This is a genomic window from Changpingibacter yushuensis (assembly GCF_014041995.1).
Lineage (GTDB): Bacteria > Actinomycetota > Actinomycetes > Actinomycetales > Actinomycetaceae > Changpingibacter > Changpingibacter yushuensis.
Genome location: NZ_CP059492.1, coordinates 1647065 through 1662989 on the forward strand (window position 1 = coordinate 1647065; position 15925 = coordinate 1662989).

Consider the following 15925-nt stretch of genomic DNA (forward strand, 5'->3'; position numbering starts at 1 on the left):
GTTAATCACCCGTCCATTCTAGCGGCGGTATGCTAGGACCTATGCCACAGACCCCGGGACCAGGCACACCTGATGACAGTTTTGAAGCCACGTGGGCTGAATATGCCGCCGAATTGAATGCCATTACGGATGAAGCGGCACTCGATTCGGCCGGCCCTGACCAGTTTCATGTTGCGAGACCACGTGTGGATTCAGACTCCGATTCTGAGGATGGCCGCGATTCCGTTCTCACCTATTCAGACCCAAACGGCGGACTGAATGGTCCGCGCGACTGGTCTCCCGGCGAGGAAGCAGATGCGGAAGCAGTTGCGGAAACAAACGCGGACGAACCCTTCTATTTGAGTCCAGAAGCTCCAGCAGACCAATCTCTTAATGGACCCGTAGGCTCGGCCCATCGGCATTCAGCGCTGCTGTGGGGTGGAGCTCTAGTTGCCCTTGCCGTTGCAGTTCTCATGGCGTTTTCAGTGATTCCAGGCGGAGTTGTCGGTGCCACGATAGTGGGCGTATCCGCTTTTGTACTCGCCGCTATCGCTGCGTTCGCGACTTCTCCCGACCAAGGTGACGTTGATCCGTACGACGACGGCGCGCGCCTGTGACTTTCTGAACACCCGATTACGACAGGTCGGAAGACTTCAGGAATCAGAATCTGTCCCCTCATGACCGTAGCCTTGGACATGTGAAAGAATCGCTGAACTCCACTGCCCCTGGGCATCGGCTTGAACTGGACCACTACCGTGGCCCGGTTGGCCAGTTGAGTTTTGACGATCTCGGGCTGCCTCTTGAGAACGTCACATTCGTTGTGGTCGATCTAGAGACCACCGGCGGCAAACCTGAATTACATTCCATAACCGAATTCGGCGCGGTGAAGGTGCGCGGAGGTGAGTTGGTTGGGGAATTTGCAACACTTGTCAATCCTGGTGTGCCTATCCCCCCATTCATCACAGTTCTGACGGGCATCACCACCGCTATGACCATAGAAGCTCCCGATATTTCGGCTGTCATGCCAGCATTTCTAGAGTTCCTCGGCAGTGATCCCAATACCGTACTCGTGGCTCACAACGCACGATTTGATGTTGGCCACCTCAAAGCAGCGGCAGCAGGCCTTGAACTGCCATGGCCGCGCGTGAAGATTCTTGACACCGTCAAACTTGCCAGAAGGGTGTTCACCCGTGATGAAGCACCCAACGTCAAGCTTGGGACGCTCGCCCGCATCTGCAATGCAACCACCAGCCCCACTCATCGGGCTCTTGACGATGCGCGTGCCACAGTTGATGTGCTCCACACCATTCTCGGGCGGCTCGGGCCGCTCGGAGTCACCCACCTTGACGATCTCGTCACAGCGTCTGATCCTGTGCCAGCTGCCCGGCGCCGCAAGTCCACTCTTGCCGATGGGCTGCCTCATACCCCGGGGGTTTACCGCTTCATCGGCCCAGACCATAACGTCATGTACGTTGGTACGTCAGTCAACATCTACAAGCGCGTGCGCCAATACTTCACTGCGGCAGAGAACCGGAAACGCATTGCTGAAATGGTGGATCTCGCAGTCAGTGTGGAGGCAACCTCCACTGCTACAGTCCTTGAAGCCAGCGTTCTTGAGCTCCGTCTGATCGCTGAACTCGATCCTCCGTACAATCGGCGCTCTCGCCACCCTGAACGCCGCCCATGGTTGGTGTTAACGGATGAACCTCATCCTCGCCTAAAGGCCACCCGCTCGCTCTCAGCCAGCAATGCTCCAACATCTTTGGGGCCATTCACCTCACTCGGGCAGGCAAAACGTGCAGGCGAACTCATCGCCGACGTCGCCTCGCTTCGCACATGTACCAAACGGCTCCCGCTCACACCAGCATCACGCTCCTCGGCCTGCCATCTTCAGGCAATGGGCAAATGTGCGGCGCCCTGCGTGGTATCAGGAGAAGTCGATCGCGCGGCGCTCAAAGATACGCGCGCGATTCTCCGTGGTGAATCTGATCCGCTATGGACCACCCAGATGGAACGCCTCACCGCGTTGGCCCAACAGGAACGTTTTGAGCAGGCAGCGGTAGAACGCGATCGGCTCACCTCTGTTATTGCCACACAGCGGCGCAAAGAGAGGCTTCTGCCGCTCCTTCAGGCTCGGCAGGTCATTGCGGTGTGTAAGGAAGAACAACGCTGGGAGATTGTTGTTATTCGTTATGGACGGCTCGCCGGAAGCGCTGTAGCGCAAGGGGAAGAAGATCCACCTAGCGTAGCTGCAGGATTAGCAGCGAGCTGCCACGATGTTCCGCAACCTGAGTTTGCTTGTGGCGCCGCACCGGTAGAGGAGACGGAAATGCTGCTCAAATGGTTGTGGAAACCAAACACTCGTCTGCTGGAATGCGATGGTCCCCTGCCGCTGGCACTTCCAAGAAACGCGGCCGCGCGTCATGATTTGCCTAAGGTACGATCCGGGGTTGAACTAGACTGATCTCTGGCCGTGAGAACGGCGCACATCATTCCTGAGGAGATTCTATGCTGACCGCAATTGTTCTGATCGATGCCGACGTATCCTTGATTCCCGAAGTTGCTTCGAAGGTAGCTGCGATCCCGGGAGTTGCCGAAGTTTTCTCAGTCACTGGAGATATTGACATCATCGCGATGGTACGAGTCGACGAACACGACGATCTCGCACAGGTGATCTCAGACAAGATAGGCAAGGTTGAGGGCGTTATCGGAATGACCACCTACTTGGCCTTCCAGACCTTTTCGCAGTCGGATCTGGATGAGGCATTCCACATCGGGCTCGACTGATAGTTGTGATAGATAGGCGGGGAGGCAAGCCACGGCTTGCCTCCCCGCCTATCTATCACTGAGAGTCTCTCAGAACGAGTCATGCGAGGTTCGGATCAAGAGACCGATTCGGAGAACTCAATCCACCGCTTAAGCAAATCCTGCGCTGCGCCCGAATCGATAGTCTTCCGTGCAATATCCAACCCCACAGAAAGCCTCGTCACCAAAGACCCATCGCTCGGGCGAACGCCCTCGCGCCTGCCCTCGGCAACGAAAGCCGCCGCGGCATTGAGGATGACTGCATCGCGGACTGGGCCAGCGGCACCCGCCAATACCTGGCGAGCGACTTCGGCGTTGTAGCCAGCATCAGCGCCACGTAGATCCTCAACAGAAGCCTGCGCTAGCCCTAACTCTGCAACGGCGTCGAACTCGGTATAGCCAATGTTCCCGTCGCGGACCTCCCACACCTGATTGGTGGTCACTGCAGAAAGTTCATCCATACCATTCGTGCCCCGGAAGACAATCGAAGATGTTCCTCTATCCGCCAGCACTCCTGCCACAATAGGCGCATGCCGTTCGCTTGAAACGCCGATCACGCACGATTTTGGACGTGACGGATTTGTTAGTGGGCCCAAGACATTGAACGCCGTACCCACTCCGAGTTCCTTACGAGCCTGCGCTGCATAGCGCATTGAAGGATGAAAGACGTTTGCGAAAATGAACGTAATGCCAATCTCGCGGAAGCAGCGTTCGACGTCGGCCACGGACATCGTCAAATTGACGCCCAAAGCCTCCAAACAATCAGCTGACCCGGAAGCAGAGGAAGAAGCGCGATTTCCGTGCTTTACCAACGGCGTGCCAGCGCCAGCGATAACGAGCGCTGCCATGGTCGAAACATTGACGGTCCGCAGGCGGTCACCACCCGTGCCCACGATGTCAAGGACTTCGCCATCGATCGAGATGGGCAGTGCATGGGCCAGCATCGCATCAGCCAAGCCACGCAATTCGTTTGAAGTTTCACCTTTGGTAGCCAATGCGGTGAGAAATCCGGCCAATACAATCGGTGAAGTGACGCCAGACATAACCTGATCCATGGCCCACGACGTGTCCCGATCTGACAGGTCTTCACCTCTAATCAGGCGCGTGGTGAGCTCAGGCCAGGTACGTTCTTCTTGCATCTCAAATCCTAGTCTTGAGAATGCGCGCAACCGTCTCGGAAAGCTCGCGTGGGTTAACAGGGTGGGACACTACAGCTGCCGCACCCGACCATCGCGAAAGCCACTCATCCTGCGGGCGGCCAAGCACAGTGATGAACGGGATGTCAGCATCGATCTCATCATGGATCATTTTGCCAACGCCCATTCCTCCGAACTTGGGTGCTTCAGCATCCAAGATCAGCAGTGCGTAGTCACCGTCGCGAACCTCAGCCATCACGGCATCGGCCGTAGCCGTTTCCTTCCAGACAATTTCAGGAAGACCCTTGCCCGCGCGGCGGCCAACAGCAGTCACGATCTCCCGCCGGGTTGTGGCATCGTCTGAAAAGACGAGGACGTTTACGTAGCCAACCTTCGACGTGAGTTCTTCGACCATCTCAACCTCCGTGAGTGCAAGTAAATTCAGTGGCAATATGCCCATCGTCAATAGTAGCGATTTGTTGAAGCTGATGAGAGACCACGCCCAATACGGGCAAAAACACGAGCGAATCGCCATATTGATCGGCTGTTGGCAGAATTACACCCACTATCTGGCAATCGGGACAATCGTCCCTATAATTAAGAACGTGGCGGCGCACGAAATTCAGTGCATCACGATTTGCACCCACCACTTCACCAGTGGTTCTGCGATGGAGTGCCCTGAACGATTAGCGTTGCCAGAGTCGGATTTATCAACCTCGACCAGTTCTTTGGAGGACCGATGGCCGTTTATACTCTTCCCGAACTTCCCTACGATTACGCAGCGCTTGAGCCCCACATCTCGGGCAAGATCATGGAACTTCACCATGACAAGCATCATGCAACATACGTCGCTGGCCTTAACGCCGCACTGGACAATCTCGCGGCTGCCCGCGACGCTGGTGACCTTTCCAAGGTGAACCAGTTCTCCAAGGACGTGGCATTCAACCTTGGTGGCCACACTAACCACACAGTCTTCTGGAAGAACCTTTCCCCGAACGGTGGCGGACGCCCCGAGGGTGAGTTGGCTTCCGCAATTGACGATGCCTTTGGCTCATTTGAGAAGTTCCAAGCGCACTTCACCGCTGCAGCCACTGGCATTCAGGGCTCCGGCTGGGCCGTTCTGGGATACGATTCCATCGCCGGTCAGCTCATCATCTTCCAGCTCTTTGATCAGCAGAGCAATGTCCCCGTGGGCGTCACACCTGTGTTCATGCTGGACATGTGGGAGCATGCCTTCTACCTCGATTACCTGAACGTCAAGGCTGACTACGTCAAGGCCATCTGGAACATCGTGAACTGGGCGGACGTTTCTGAGCGCCTCGCCAACGCAGTGTCCAAGACCGAGGGTCTTATCCTTCGCTAATCTCACTACATAGCGCAATGGTGGAGGGGATGCAGCTCGTGAGCTGCATCCCCTCCACCATCTTGTATACGCTGAAGAAGCCGCCACGTGAGCGCCGAACAACCCGCTTGGGTAGGCGTTGGGTCCGCTTTTTGAACGCGGGAAACCACCAGTTTGATGCGGTTCAAAGCGAGGTAGGTTTAACCCGTCTGGATGTGGTCCTAGCCCGTCTAGCGGGCGCGGCAGACCAGCCACCCAACCAGAGCAGCGCTCGGTTCGCCAAACTGGCGCGACTTTCGCCAAGGTTGACCAAACCCGCTGCGCACGGACGCTCTGAGAGCCAGTGTTGACAAGCGAAATCTGCTGCCCGTTCGCTGTCCAACCAACAGGAAGGGCCGGTCCGCACAGGATACGCGGACCGGCCCTTGCACTGTTTAGTGATTACTCAGTTGAGTCGTCGGTTGCTCCATCGGAGGTCGACGACGCCGGCAGATACTCCAGAACATCCGCCACAATTCCATAGGCCGCGGTGGCTGACGTGGAGTCGTCACCATCCGTGGCGGGCATGAGGATCAAAACGCGAGAACCAACAGGTGTTCCGATCAACGCGTCAAAGATGGTGCCATATCCAACTGTCACGGCCTGAGGGCCAAGGATGGAATCCGACGGCTCCCCTGTCCACGTATTTTCAACGGTTGATCCATCCCACGTTGAAGCAGCATACGCAATGACCATGGTGCCATCAGAGCCGACCTCGTCACCGGAGCCCTTCGCGATGATCGTCGACGAAACCTCTGTTGGCTCCGCCTCGCCGTCGTTAATGGTGACCTCAGTGATCGGTGCACCGAGATCGCCCACATAGCTCAGAGGAAGGTCATCAGATGTCACTTCAACAGAGGCGTCGGCTTGACCAGCACTTGTAGCATCCATGCGATCATGAATCTCAATGTAGAAAGCAATCGTGTCAGTCTCGGATATTCCCGCGGACTCGTTGCCACCGGATGGGCCGTAGCCGTAGTCAGCCGGGATGGAGATGATCAGCTTGTCACCGACATGGGTGCCATCGAGACCGTACTGCCACCCAGTTACGAGGTTGCTCAGGTAGAAGGCTGCGGCGGAACCGTTGGCGAACGACGAATCGAACGCTTCGGTGCCACCCCATACGAATCCCGCGTAATCAACAACCACGAAATCGGAAGATGACACCTCATCGCCGTCGCCTTCCTCCAGGATGTCGACTGTCAGATCGGCCGGAGCATCCGAATCCGGGAACTCGAGGGATGGGTTGCCATCACTGTCGGAGGCGAGGGTAGGCATCCCGTCGGACGTGAACTTGACGTCCGGAGCTGGAATTGAGCTTGCCGATGAGCTCGCCGAGGCGCTACTCTCCGACTCCAAGGCGTCGCCGCTGCTGCACGCGGCAACACTGAATAGAAGGCCCGCAGCAAGCGCTGAGGCCAGAAGTCGATTTCGCATATTTCTTTCCGTGAAACTCAGTGGAACGACTCACCGCAGGCGCAGGTGCCCTGAGCGTTTGGATTGTCGATGGTGAATCCTTGACGTTCGATGGAATCAGCAAACCCAATGGTCGCCCCATCGAGGTACGGCTTGGACATCTTGTCTACCACCACTTCAACGCCACCGAAATCACGGACAGCATCGCCATCAAGGAGACGCTCATCGAAGTAGAGCTGGTACATCAGGCCAGAGCATCCACCTGGTTGTACTGCGATGCGAAGGCGCAGATCATCGCGGCCTTCTTGCTCCAGCAATGTGGCAACCTTTGTTGATGCCTCATCAGTCAAGGTCACGTTGTGAGTTGCAGTGTCAAGAATCTCAGTCATGACGGTCCTCCTCGAAAAGTGTCTACCGTACAAGCCTAGTGCCCAAACCTGAATGTCACTAGCGACCTACCTCTCGCTTTTCGCCATTGGCACATTCATTTCCTGTTTTTCCAACACTTCCTCAGGCAAGCAAGATATCGACACGCCGCTAATCCCAGCCCCACGTACGCGCAACTCGGGTCATCATGTCGAACAAGATGGGTTGAAGCCTGCCGAACTCGTCAATCGCTTCAGGGGGTTCAAAAGCGAAGTCGGGCCTCAGCTCATACGCACCATTGAGCCCTAGGCTTGGCAACTCGCCTTTGCGCAGCGCACCAGAGTCATAAACGACGACGACGGGAACACCCACCTTTTTCGCTTGGTCTAGTGCGCTGATAAGACCTGAAGGAAGATCGTCGTTGATTGCACCTGAGATGTAGACGACGAGATCCGCATTCGAAATATCTGGGGTGAGACGGTCCCGGACTGTCAGGTCCCCCACCGGAAAGATGCTGGCTCCCAGCGCCTCAAACATGAATCCAAGGCCGCCACCGATTCCTGCATATATACCTCGCGAGGTCAGCTCGTCAGCCAAGAGTGAGGTTCTGCGGGTATGTGCCGAAGCTTCGATAACGCGGCTGGCCAACTCTCCAATACGGCGCTCGGCTGCTTGGGCAACCGCTGGTTCTATTCCGCGCTGCATCCAGCTGCGTGCCACGCCAGAAAGGCCAAGAAGGCGCTGCTCACTTGGTGCCAGCAACGTGATTCGTAAACCGCCGAGCCGTTCCTTGGCTTGTGCCAGCGCCGTTGCGAGCTCGGGGACTGCCGGAAGCTCTGATTCTTGCGAGCTGTGGCTTCCCAGAAGATGTGTCTGCATTCTGGCCAAGGAGGCTAGCAAACCATAACCCATGTCATCTATCGAGCCTGGAACTGGTAGTGCCAGAATCGCATGTGTGACTCCCGAATCCACCGCCCACAGGAGGTCGTGGCCGACCAAAGCCGAAGAAGGAGATCCCTCTGCCGGCACTCCAGCCAATAATGTGGTGTAGTCCAGCAGAACATCATTGCCCGTGCGCAGGGCAAAATGGCGAGTATCCACGCTTCCGCGTTCCTCCACTCGGGACTGCGCGGTCGCCAAAACGTCATCAAGGCCAGATCCCACAAGTGGCATAGAGATGCCGTCAGAGACCACCCAGGAAGCAATCTCATCGCTGGGCCTCATCTGCTCCCAGGCGGTGGCGGCAATGCGGGTGGTCTGCGCTGCCCGGATACCAGGCAGCGCAGACCCTGCGAGCACTACTTTCACAGGTGGCCGCCGAGGCGCGCCAAGAGCGCGGCTTCGGCGAGTATTGCATTGCGCCAGTCTCCTAAATGCAGCGATTCGTTCTGCGAGTGAGCCCGGGTATCTGGATCCTCCACTCCAGTCACCAGAATCTCCGCCTCAGGGAATACCGCGCCAAGATCTGAGATGAACGGAATAGACCCGCCCACACCAATGTCAACTGATTCATTCCCCCATGCGGCTTCGAGTGCCCAGCGTGCCGCCTTGGTCGCGGGTGTATCGCCAGACGCCTTGAAGGATGGTCCTGCCTCTTCGATCGTTGTGGTGACGCGCGCCCCGAACGGTGCGAATGCCTTGAGGTGACGCGAGAGCGCCTCTGCCGCCTCTGCGGGGTTCTGCCCTGGTGCAATGCGCATTGAGAGGCGAGCTGTGCACGCTGGAATAAGCGTGTTGGATGCCTTCTCTAGGCTGGTCACATCCATGCCAATAACAGCGATAGCTGGCTGCGTCCACAGACGCGAGGCGATGGTGCCCGTGCCTGCAAGCTCCACACCGTCGAGCACGCCCATATCAGCCCGAAGGTCTGCTTCGGTGTAGTTGGCGGTAGCGTCGTCGTAGGAAACAAGACCCTCAACCGCTACTGACCCATCAGGATTGTGGAGTGTGGCGACGAGCCGAGACATCAGTGTGACTGCATCAAGCACCGGACCACCGTAAGCACCAGAATGAAGCGCGTGGTCAAGGCATTCTACTGTGACCGAGAGTGCCACGACTCCGCGCAAAGACGTGGTCAGCGACGGCGTACCGACCTTCCAGTTGTTCGAATCTGCCACCACGATGACGTCTGCTTCAAGGCGATCTTTGTAGGTCTCAAGGAAGTCATGGAAAGTGGGCGAACCCGACTCCTCTTCACCCTCGATGAACAGAGTTACGCCCACATTCAGATCATCGGCAAGCGCAGAGATAGCACCCATATGCACCATCACTCCGGCTTTGTCATCTGCCGTGCCACGCCCGTACAAGCGTCCATTGCGTTCCTCGGGTTCGAACGGTTCGGATAACCATCCTTCCCGCGCTCCTTCTGGCTGCACATCATGGTGACCGTAGAGGAGAACGGTGGGTTGACCCGCAGGTGCCTCATGATGTGCCAGCACAGCTGGGCGGCCAACCAACCCGGACGGTGTAGTAAGTTGAATGACTTCTGCTTCCAAACCGCGGTTTCGCGCCAATGCAGCGACCGCTTCTGCGCTCTCACGCACTCGAGACTGATCGAAAGATGCAGCCGAAACCGATGGAATTCGGACGAGGTTCTCGAGTTCGGTGCGAATGGCGGGCATCTGCGCATCGACGCGCGCAGCGAGATCATCAAGACGTGTCATTCTTCAAGCCTAGCTGTTTCTGTAGACCCATAGCCCAAGCGGTATCCGCAGTTCCGTTAAGATCGTGGCGCGTTGCACTGCCTGCGGGCACGAAATGGAGCGGAGACGCTCAGCCACCTAGACTATTGTTTAGATGATCAGCGTCCCTGTGGACGCCCATATTGGATGGAGTGAGTGTGTTCGGTCGCAAGAAGGACCCCGAATCAACGACGAGCCCGTTTGAGCCCAGCGACAGTTCGCTGCCAAAGGGTTACACCCCAAGCAAGGGAACTCCCACTCCCAAGCGGCGGGATGTCGAGGCTTCCCAGCGTCGTCCGATCGTTGCTGATCGAACCAAGATGACGAAGGAAGAGAAGAAGGCGCTCAAGGCGGAGAACCGTGCCCGCTCCGATGCAGAATGGCAGAAGCAGCAGCACGCAATGAAGACGGGCGACGATCGCAACATGCCCGCTCAGCACGCGGGCCCCATTCGTCGATTCGCTCGCGACTACCTAGACGCACGTCCGTGCCTCGGAGTAGGTTTCATGCCTCTGGCCGTGGTGCTGGTCCTTTCGATGTTCCTGCAGAGCATCAGTGAAACCTTGTTTGTGTGGCTGGTCTCTTCCGTCTATGTTCTCTTCGCACTCATGCTTCTCGACTCGTGGTGGGCCGTGCGTAATGCGAAGATCCTCATCGAACACAAGTTTGGCGAAGGGCGCGTGCCGGCACGTTTCACTTGGCAGATGATTAGCCGCACTTTCTACATCCCTAGGTGGCGCATGCCAAAGCCCATGGTTAAGTTCGGGCATTACCCTGCGGGAGGCTCACCGGCAGATCTCAAGGAAGCGCGCAAGGCACGCCGCTCTCGCGGCAAGTAACCTTCGGGCAGGCAATTGAAGTGCGCGAGCATGCCTCGCGCCTGACACCCACAGTGGACCCGCGGGCCCGCAGCCACATGGCCTGCGGGCCCGCGGCTCTTCTTCAGCCTGTGGTCTTCAGCCTGCGGTCTTTGCGAGCGCGCGATTGATACGGCCTGGCATAAGCGGTCCTTCATACACAAACCCGGTGAGGACCTCCAACAAGTCCGCGCCTGCGTTGACCATTCGATAGGCGTCTGCAACCGTGAAGATGCCTCCCACTCCAATGATGAGTTTGTGGGGGCCGAGGATAGCGCGAAGCTGGCCGACCACATCCACCGCGCGGTCCAGTTCTGGCGCCCCTGAAAGGCCACCTTCGCCGTACGAGTGGTTGATGGTCGTGTTGGTTGCGACTACACCGTCTAGTTCGGTATCGATGATCATCTTTGCCACAGCGGCCACGTCTTCGTCAGCCAAATCAGGCGCAATCTTTACCAGCACCGGAACGTGATGGTCCGTCACTGAATCGGCAGCCATCCGTGTGGCTCCGGCGATCACCTTGAGAGAGTCGATAGCCTGAAGGTCACGCAGACCCGGCGTATTGGGTGACGAGACATTAATGACCAAGTAATCGGCCCACGGTGCGAGTTTGCGGGCGCACGTTGCGTAATCGTTAGGGGCATCTGCAGCGCTCACCCACTTGTTCTTGCCGATGTTTACGCCGATTATCGCGTCTTTGCCGCGCCTCGTACCGCGCACAGCGCACAGATGGTCAGCGACGACGTCGGCGCCATCGTTGTTGAAGCCCATCCGGTTGCGGAATGCCTTCTTCTCGGGGATTCGCCACAGGCGAGGCTTCTCGTTGCCGGGCTGTGGGAGAGGCGTGACCGTACCAATCTCTGTGAATCCAAATCCCAGAGCCAAGGTTCCCAAGATGGCGGTCGCATTCTTGTCCTGACCTGCCGCCATTCCAAGGCGCCCTGGGACCGGCTTACTGAGCAGACCTTCAAACCTTCCACCGCCCGTGTTTCCCACTGTGGCGGCGCACACGGGAGCTAGGGCACTGCGCCCGAACCATCCGATTACGTCCATGGCTATGCGGTGAGCCACCTCTGCATCCGTGTGGACTAGTAGCTTGTCGTAGATGAGCCGATAGATCATGTCAGCCTCCGTTGCGAGTGGCAATCTGAGATGGAGAAGACCAGCCCAGCCATATCAACGCAAGAATCGCGCCGATGGTTGGGAGGTAGAAATACGTTGCGCCAGCACTGAACCACGGGCTGACGTACGCGACGAGTGCGTCGTCGAACACTGAAGATGCAAACGGAAGAACGGCGTTGATGGACCACATAACCCAAGCGAGCAGTCGCATTCGCCTGCCATTATGAAGAATTCCAACTGCTCCAGCTACCCACGTGCTCACTGCGGCGAGCGTGACGACTCCGGTTCCAATTTCACCTGTGGTGAATTGTTCGGTGGACGCGACGATACCGCGCCACGCAAAGATAGCCGCACCAACGCATAGCAAAGCGAGGAAAACCAACGGCCATCCATGAGTGGACTGCCGTTCATCGTGCAGTCCCCCGGGTTCCGAGCTCAAGAAGTCCTCCCGATCAACGCATAGCATTACTGCCATGACTTCAATCAACGCAACAGCTGTATACGAAGCAGCGCCGAACGCAGCAATCATCCTTGGCGTAACCGCCAGTAGCGACATTCGGTCACGAGTACTTCCAATACAAGCACAAACCGATGTCACGGCAACTCTGACAACGCTAGCAGCATCGCAGGCCCCGGAAACAATCATTCCAATTGTCTCCCCGGCACTTCCGGGTCAGCAAATCTACGCCGTCTTTGTTGGACAAGACCCAACCCCTACAGTTCTGCGAGAATGCGTTGGTGCGGCGCTTCGCCAGGTGGACAAGGCTAAAAACGTTGTGGTTGAGGTGCAGCACACGAATGCTGAAGAGTTCTCAGCCATTGCCGAAGGGGCACTGCTTGGCGCCTACCAGTTCAACGATTACCGTTCGGAGAAAACCAACGTTGTGAACGCCATAACGGTTATTTCCGATGTGCCGCGAACCGAGGAACTGCTCGAAACCACTCGCATCCTTGTCGCCGCCCAAAACAAGGTTCGGGACCTAGTCAACACTCCCGCTGGCGATCTGCGCACCACCGATTTGGTCGATGCCGTCGCCGCGATGGTGGAAGGAACATCGATTTCGACGCGCGTGTGGGATGAAGAAGCACTGGCACAGGAAGGCTGCGGTGGAATACTCGGCGTGGGTGCCGGGTCCACTGCTCCTTCGCGCCTCATGCGCGTGGAATGGGCTCCGGCAGGTGCCACGCGGCATGTGGCGTTGGTCGGAAAAGGCATCACCTTTGATTCGGGTGGCATGAGTCTGAAGACCCACGCTGGTCTGATTGATATGAAGACGGACATGACAGGAGCCGCCACCGTAGCTGCAGTTGTTTGGGCTGCCGCCCGTCTCAATCTGCCGGTCCGCGTGACAGCTTGGCTGTGCATTGCCGAAAACATGCTGTCGGGGTCTGCGACTCGTGTGGGCGATGTGCTGACGATCTCCAACGGCACAACAGTTGAGGTCAACAACACTGATGCCGAAGGCCGCCTAGTGCTCGCAGATGGCCTAACTCAGGCAATCAAGGAATCGCCCGATGAAGTGATCGACGTCGCCACCCTAACTGGCGCTCAGATCGTGGCGCTGGGGGCTCGCTGTGCAGGTCTTATGGGTACCAGCGAACTCGTCTCTTCCCTTGCGCAGACAGCCGAGGACGAGGGTGAGTCCATGTGGGCCATGCCTCTGCCCTCCTATCTGCGCAAGTCCCTGAAATCGGACATCGCTGACATGAAGAACTCTGGCAGCAGGTTTGGGGGGATGCTCGTAGCCGGCCTATTCCTCAAGGACTTCGTTGGCGAAACTCCATGGACCCACATCGACATTGCTGGACCTTCGTTCAACACAAGCGAGGCGTGGGGATACACACCGAAGGGAGCCACAGGATTCGGCGTGCGCACGCTGATCTCACATCTGGCGCGGTGAGCGCCTCTCGAAGTTGAGATTCTTGGGCTGGCGGCCCCACATTCCAACGGGGCCGCCATAGCTCCGGATTAGCGCCCCTGCTGGCGCAGGTTCCACTGCCGCATGGAATCTGGGTAGCCAGTCTTGACCACCTCATAAAACGGAATACCTAGTGTATTTGCCAGCTGAGCACCAGCCGCGGCATCGGGGACTCTTCTGCGCGTCCATTCACCATCACGGGCAACCAGCAACAACGCCGCCTGCTCGCGAGGAGTGGCTGGCTCAAAATACGATTCGACTCCCAACTTGGTCGCAACGAAGCCCTCGAAATGCTTGAGGGTTGCGGCTTGGGCAGCATGCTGGCTTCGCCGTGACTGACCTTCAGATTTCTCTGGCTTCTTACGTGAAAAGAGTCCCATAGAAAAAGATTATCCCGCTGTAGGGCCGTGGGCCAGACACCGCAATCAAGGCTCCTTGTTCGTTCACTGCTGAACTAACCGAAGTACCTATGGCTCGCCAACTAATCCGGAGCGAATTAGTCTAGAACATCCTCGCCGGAGTGCCCAGAACGTCTGAGCCGAAATAGCGCGCAAATGGTTGGTAGAAACCACAAAAACCACACAAATGCCCCGTGACCAACAGGACCGAACGGGATAGACGTCACATTGTGTAAGATGCCACGAAAACGGGGCACCTCAGAGCCGCCGCCAGCACCCCAGCAGCGAGCATTCTTGAGCTCAGCAAAATGGCTCAATCTAGCCATTGTTTAAGAAGACTGTAGACTGCATGTGGGACAGGGCACATGGATAATGTTGCTCGTGGCACAATGTAATAGCTGTGAAACTCGCAGACCAAGCGTCAATAATTAGGACGTAAGGACTAGTCGATCGACTGGTCCGTTCCTAGCTCAAGGGAGAGGTACGTGGCTGACACGCAAGATTACGACATTGTGGTGCTCGGTGCAGGCAGTGGCGGTTACGCCGCCGCAATGCGAGCAGCGCAACTCGGATTGAAGGTCGCCCTTATTGAAGGTGACAAGGTTGGCGGCACTTGTCTTCATCGCGGTTGCATCCCTACCAAGGCATTGCTTCACGCAGCCGAAGTGGCCGATGAGATGAAGGAAGGCCCTTCCATTGGTGTTCTTGGACAGTTCCAAGGCATTGATATGAGCGCTCTCAATGCCTACAAGGGCGGTGTCATTGAGAAGATGTATAAGGGCCTCACAGGCCTCATCTCCTCCCGCGGTATTGAGGTTGTGAACGGATGGGGCCGTTTGGTCTCCAAGAACACCGTTGAGGTCAATGGCGTCCAGTACCGCGGCAAGAACGTGATCCTCGCCTCCGGGTCCTTCTCAAAGACAATCGGCCTCGAAATCACCGATCGTGTCATTACTTCTGATCAAGCACTGAACATGTCTCAGGTGCCAGGCTCGGCGATAATCCTGGGCGGTGGAGTGATCGGCGTTGAGTTCGCCTCTGTGTGGAACTCATTCGGCGCTGACGTTCAGATCATTGAAGGACTTCCTCACCTCGTTCCAAATGAGGATGAAGCAGTCTCAAAGGTACTCGAACGCAGCTTCCGCAAGCGCGGCATCAAGTTCAACACCAAGACCATGTTTGATCACGTGGACCAGGATGCCAACGGTGTCACGGTTCATACGCAAGACGGCAAGCAGTTCTCCGCCGACTACCTTCTCGTTGCGATTGGCCGAGGCCCCGCCACGGCAAACCTTGGCTACGAGGAAGCTGGCATCAATATGGAACGCGGATTCGTCCTCACTGACGAACGCCTGCGCACCAACATTGACGGCATCTACGCCGTTGGCGACATCGTTCCCGGGCTCCAGCTCGCTCACCGTGGATTCCTCCAAGGAATTTACATCGCAGAACAGCTCGCTGGCCTTGACCCCCGTCCGCTTGATGAGAACCTCATCCCCCGCGTCACGTACTGCAACCCTGAGATTGCCTCTGTTGGTCTCAACCAGAACAAGGCTGAAGAGAAGTACGGCAAGGAAAACGTCGAAACCGTCGAATTCAACCTTGCGGGCAACGGTAAGTCTCAGATGCTCAAGACTCAAGGCTTCGTCAAACTGGTCCGCGAAAAGAACGGCCCGATTGTCGGCTTCCACGCTATTGGCGCCCGCATGGGTGAACAGGTTGGCGAAGGTGAGCTCATGGTCGCTTGGCAAGCTCAACCCGAGGATTTCGAGGGTCTCATTCACGCACATCCATCACAGAACGAGGCCGTTGGCGAGGCCATCTTTGCTCTTGCCGGCAAGCCCCTTCACGCTCACAACTGAGAG

At 57.2% G+C, this 15925-nt stretch carries 16 protein-coding genes; 7 read left to right on the plus strand and 9 right to left on the minus strand.

The genetic code is table 11. The features are described 5' to 3' along the window. Positions 1-41: 41 nt before the first annotated feature. From H2O17_RS07165 to H2O17_RS07175, 3 genes are all read left to right on the plus strand, one after another. Positions 42-596: a hypothetical protein gene (locus tag H2O17_RS07165; protein WP_182049069.1), complete on the plus strand. Its 555-nt coding sequence runs from the start codon at positions 42-44 to the stop codon at positions 594-596. 80 nt (positions 597-676) lie between these two features. After that, positions 677-2443, plus strand: coding sequence for a DEDD exonuclease domain-containing protein (locus H2O17_RS07170; protein ID WP_246311183.1), 1767 nt, complete (start codon positions 677-679; stop codon positions 2441-2443). A 44-nt stretch (positions 2444-2487) separates the two neighbouring features. Then, positions 2488-2766, plus strand: a complete 279-nt coding sequence (locus tag H2O17_RS07175) for an Lrp/AsnC family transcriptional regulator (protein WP_182049070.1) — start codon at positions 2488-2490, stop codon at positions 2764-2766. A 95-nt stretch (positions 2767-2861) separates the two neighbouring features. Here the strand turns inward: H2O17_RS07175 and trpD are convergent, their stop codons facing one another. Next, a complete protein-coding gene (trpD, locus tag H2O17_RS07180; protein WP_182049071.1) occupies positions 2862-3923 on the minus strand; it encodes an anthranilate phosphoribosyltransferase in 1062 nt (353 codons plus the stop codon). Position 3924: 1 nt separating this feature from the next. Continuing rightward, positions 3925-4371 carry a response regulator gene (locus H2O17_RS07185; RefSeq protein WP_182049072.1) on the minus strand — a complete coding sequence of 149 codons (447 nt, stop codon included), beginning with the start codon at positions 4369-4371 and terminating at the stop codon, positions 3925-3927. Positions 4372-4659: 288 nt separating this feature from the next. On the opposite strand from H2O17_RS07185, the gene H2O17_RS07190 reads away from it, so the two are divergent. Continuing rightward, entirely contained in the window at positions 4660-5283 is a 624-nt protein-coding gene (locus H2O17_RS07190; RefSeq protein WP_182049073.1) for a superoxide dismutase, read from the plus strand. A gap of 420 nt (positions 5284-5703) precedes the next feature. Here H2O17_RS07190 and H2O17_RS07195 read toward each other — a convergent pair whose 3' ends face one another. From H2O17_RS07195 to H2O17_RS07210, 4 genes are all read right to left on the minus strand, one after another. After that, positions 5704-6738 (minus strand): FKBP-type peptidyl-prolyl cis-trans isomerase, encoded by a 1035-nt coding sequence (locus H2O17_RS07195; RefSeq protein WP_182049074.1) that lies wholly within the window; start codon positions 6736-6738, stop codon positions 5704-5706. A 17-nt stretch (positions 6739-6755) separates the two neighbouring features. Then, entirely contained in the window at positions 6756-7106 is a 351-nt protein-coding gene (locus tag H2O17_RS07200) for a HesB/IscA family protein (RefSeq protein WP_182049075.1), read from the minus strand. Between the two features lie 148 nt (positions 7107-7254). Beyond that, positions 7255-8391, minus strand: coding sequence for a glycerate kinase (locus H2O17_RS07205; protein ID WP_182049076.1), 1137 nt, complete (start codon positions 8389-8391; stop codon positions 7255-7257). Next, entirely contained in the window at positions 8388-9746 is a 1359-nt protein-coding gene (locus H2O17_RS07210) for a dipeptidase (protein ID WP_182049077.1), read from the minus strand. Before H2O17_RS07210 ends, H2O17_RS07205 begins: the two co-directional genes overlap by 4 nt. 176 nt (positions 9747-9922) lie before the next feature. On the opposite strand from H2O17_RS07210, the gene H2O17_RS07215 reads away from it, so the two are divergent. Further along, positions 9923-10603: a DUF3043 domain-containing protein gene (locus H2O17_RS07215; RefSeq protein WP_246311184.1), complete on the plus strand. Its 681-nt coding sequence runs from the start codon at positions 9923-9925 to the stop codon at positions 10601-10603. 117 nt (positions 10604-10720) lie between these two features. Here H2O17_RS07215 and H2O17_RS07220 read toward each other — a convergent pair whose 3' ends face one another. Both H2O17_RS07220 and H2O17_RS07225 read right to left on the minus strand, forming a co-directional pair. Continuing rightward, positions 10721-11743, minus strand: coding sequence for a quinone-dependent dihydroorotate dehydrogenase (locus H2O17_RS07220; protein WP_182049079.1), 1023 nt, complete (start codon positions 11741-11743; stop codon positions 10721-10723). A 1-nt stretch (position 11744) separates the two neighbouring features. After that, on the minus strand, positions 11745-12218 hold the full coding sequence (locus H2O17_RS07225) for a hypothetical protein (protein ID WP_246311185.1): 474 nt from the start codon (positions 12216-12218) through the stop codon (positions 11745-11747). Here H2O17_RS07225 and H2O17_RS07230 point away from each other — a divergent pair. After that, a complete protein-coding gene (locus H2O17_RS07230; protein WP_182049080.1) occupies positions 12217-13644 on the plus strand; it encodes a leucyl aminopeptidase in 1428 nt (475 codons plus the stop codon). The genes H2O17_RS07225 and H2O17_RS07230 overlap by 2 nt on opposite strands. A gap of 68 nt (positions 13645-13712) precedes the next feature. On the opposite strand, the gene H2O17_RS07235 is transcribed toward H2O17_RS07230, so the two are convergent. After that, positions 13713-14042, minus strand: a complete 330-nt coding sequence (locus tag H2O17_RS07235) for an oxidoreductase (RefSeq protein ID WP_182049081.1) — start codon at positions 14040-14042, stop codon at positions 13713-13715. Positions 14043-14545: 503 nt separating this feature from the next. Between H2O17_RS07235 and lpdA the strand changes: the two genes are divergently transcribed. Further along, the gene (gene lpdA / locus H2O17_RS07240; RefSeq protein ID WP_182049082.1) at positions 14546-15922 is read left to right on the plus strand and encodes a dihydrolipoyl dehydrogenase; all 1377 of its coding nucleotides are present in this window, start codon (positions 14546-14548) and stop codon (positions 15920-15922) included. The last annotated feature ends 3 nt before the right edge of the window (positions 15923-15925 follow it).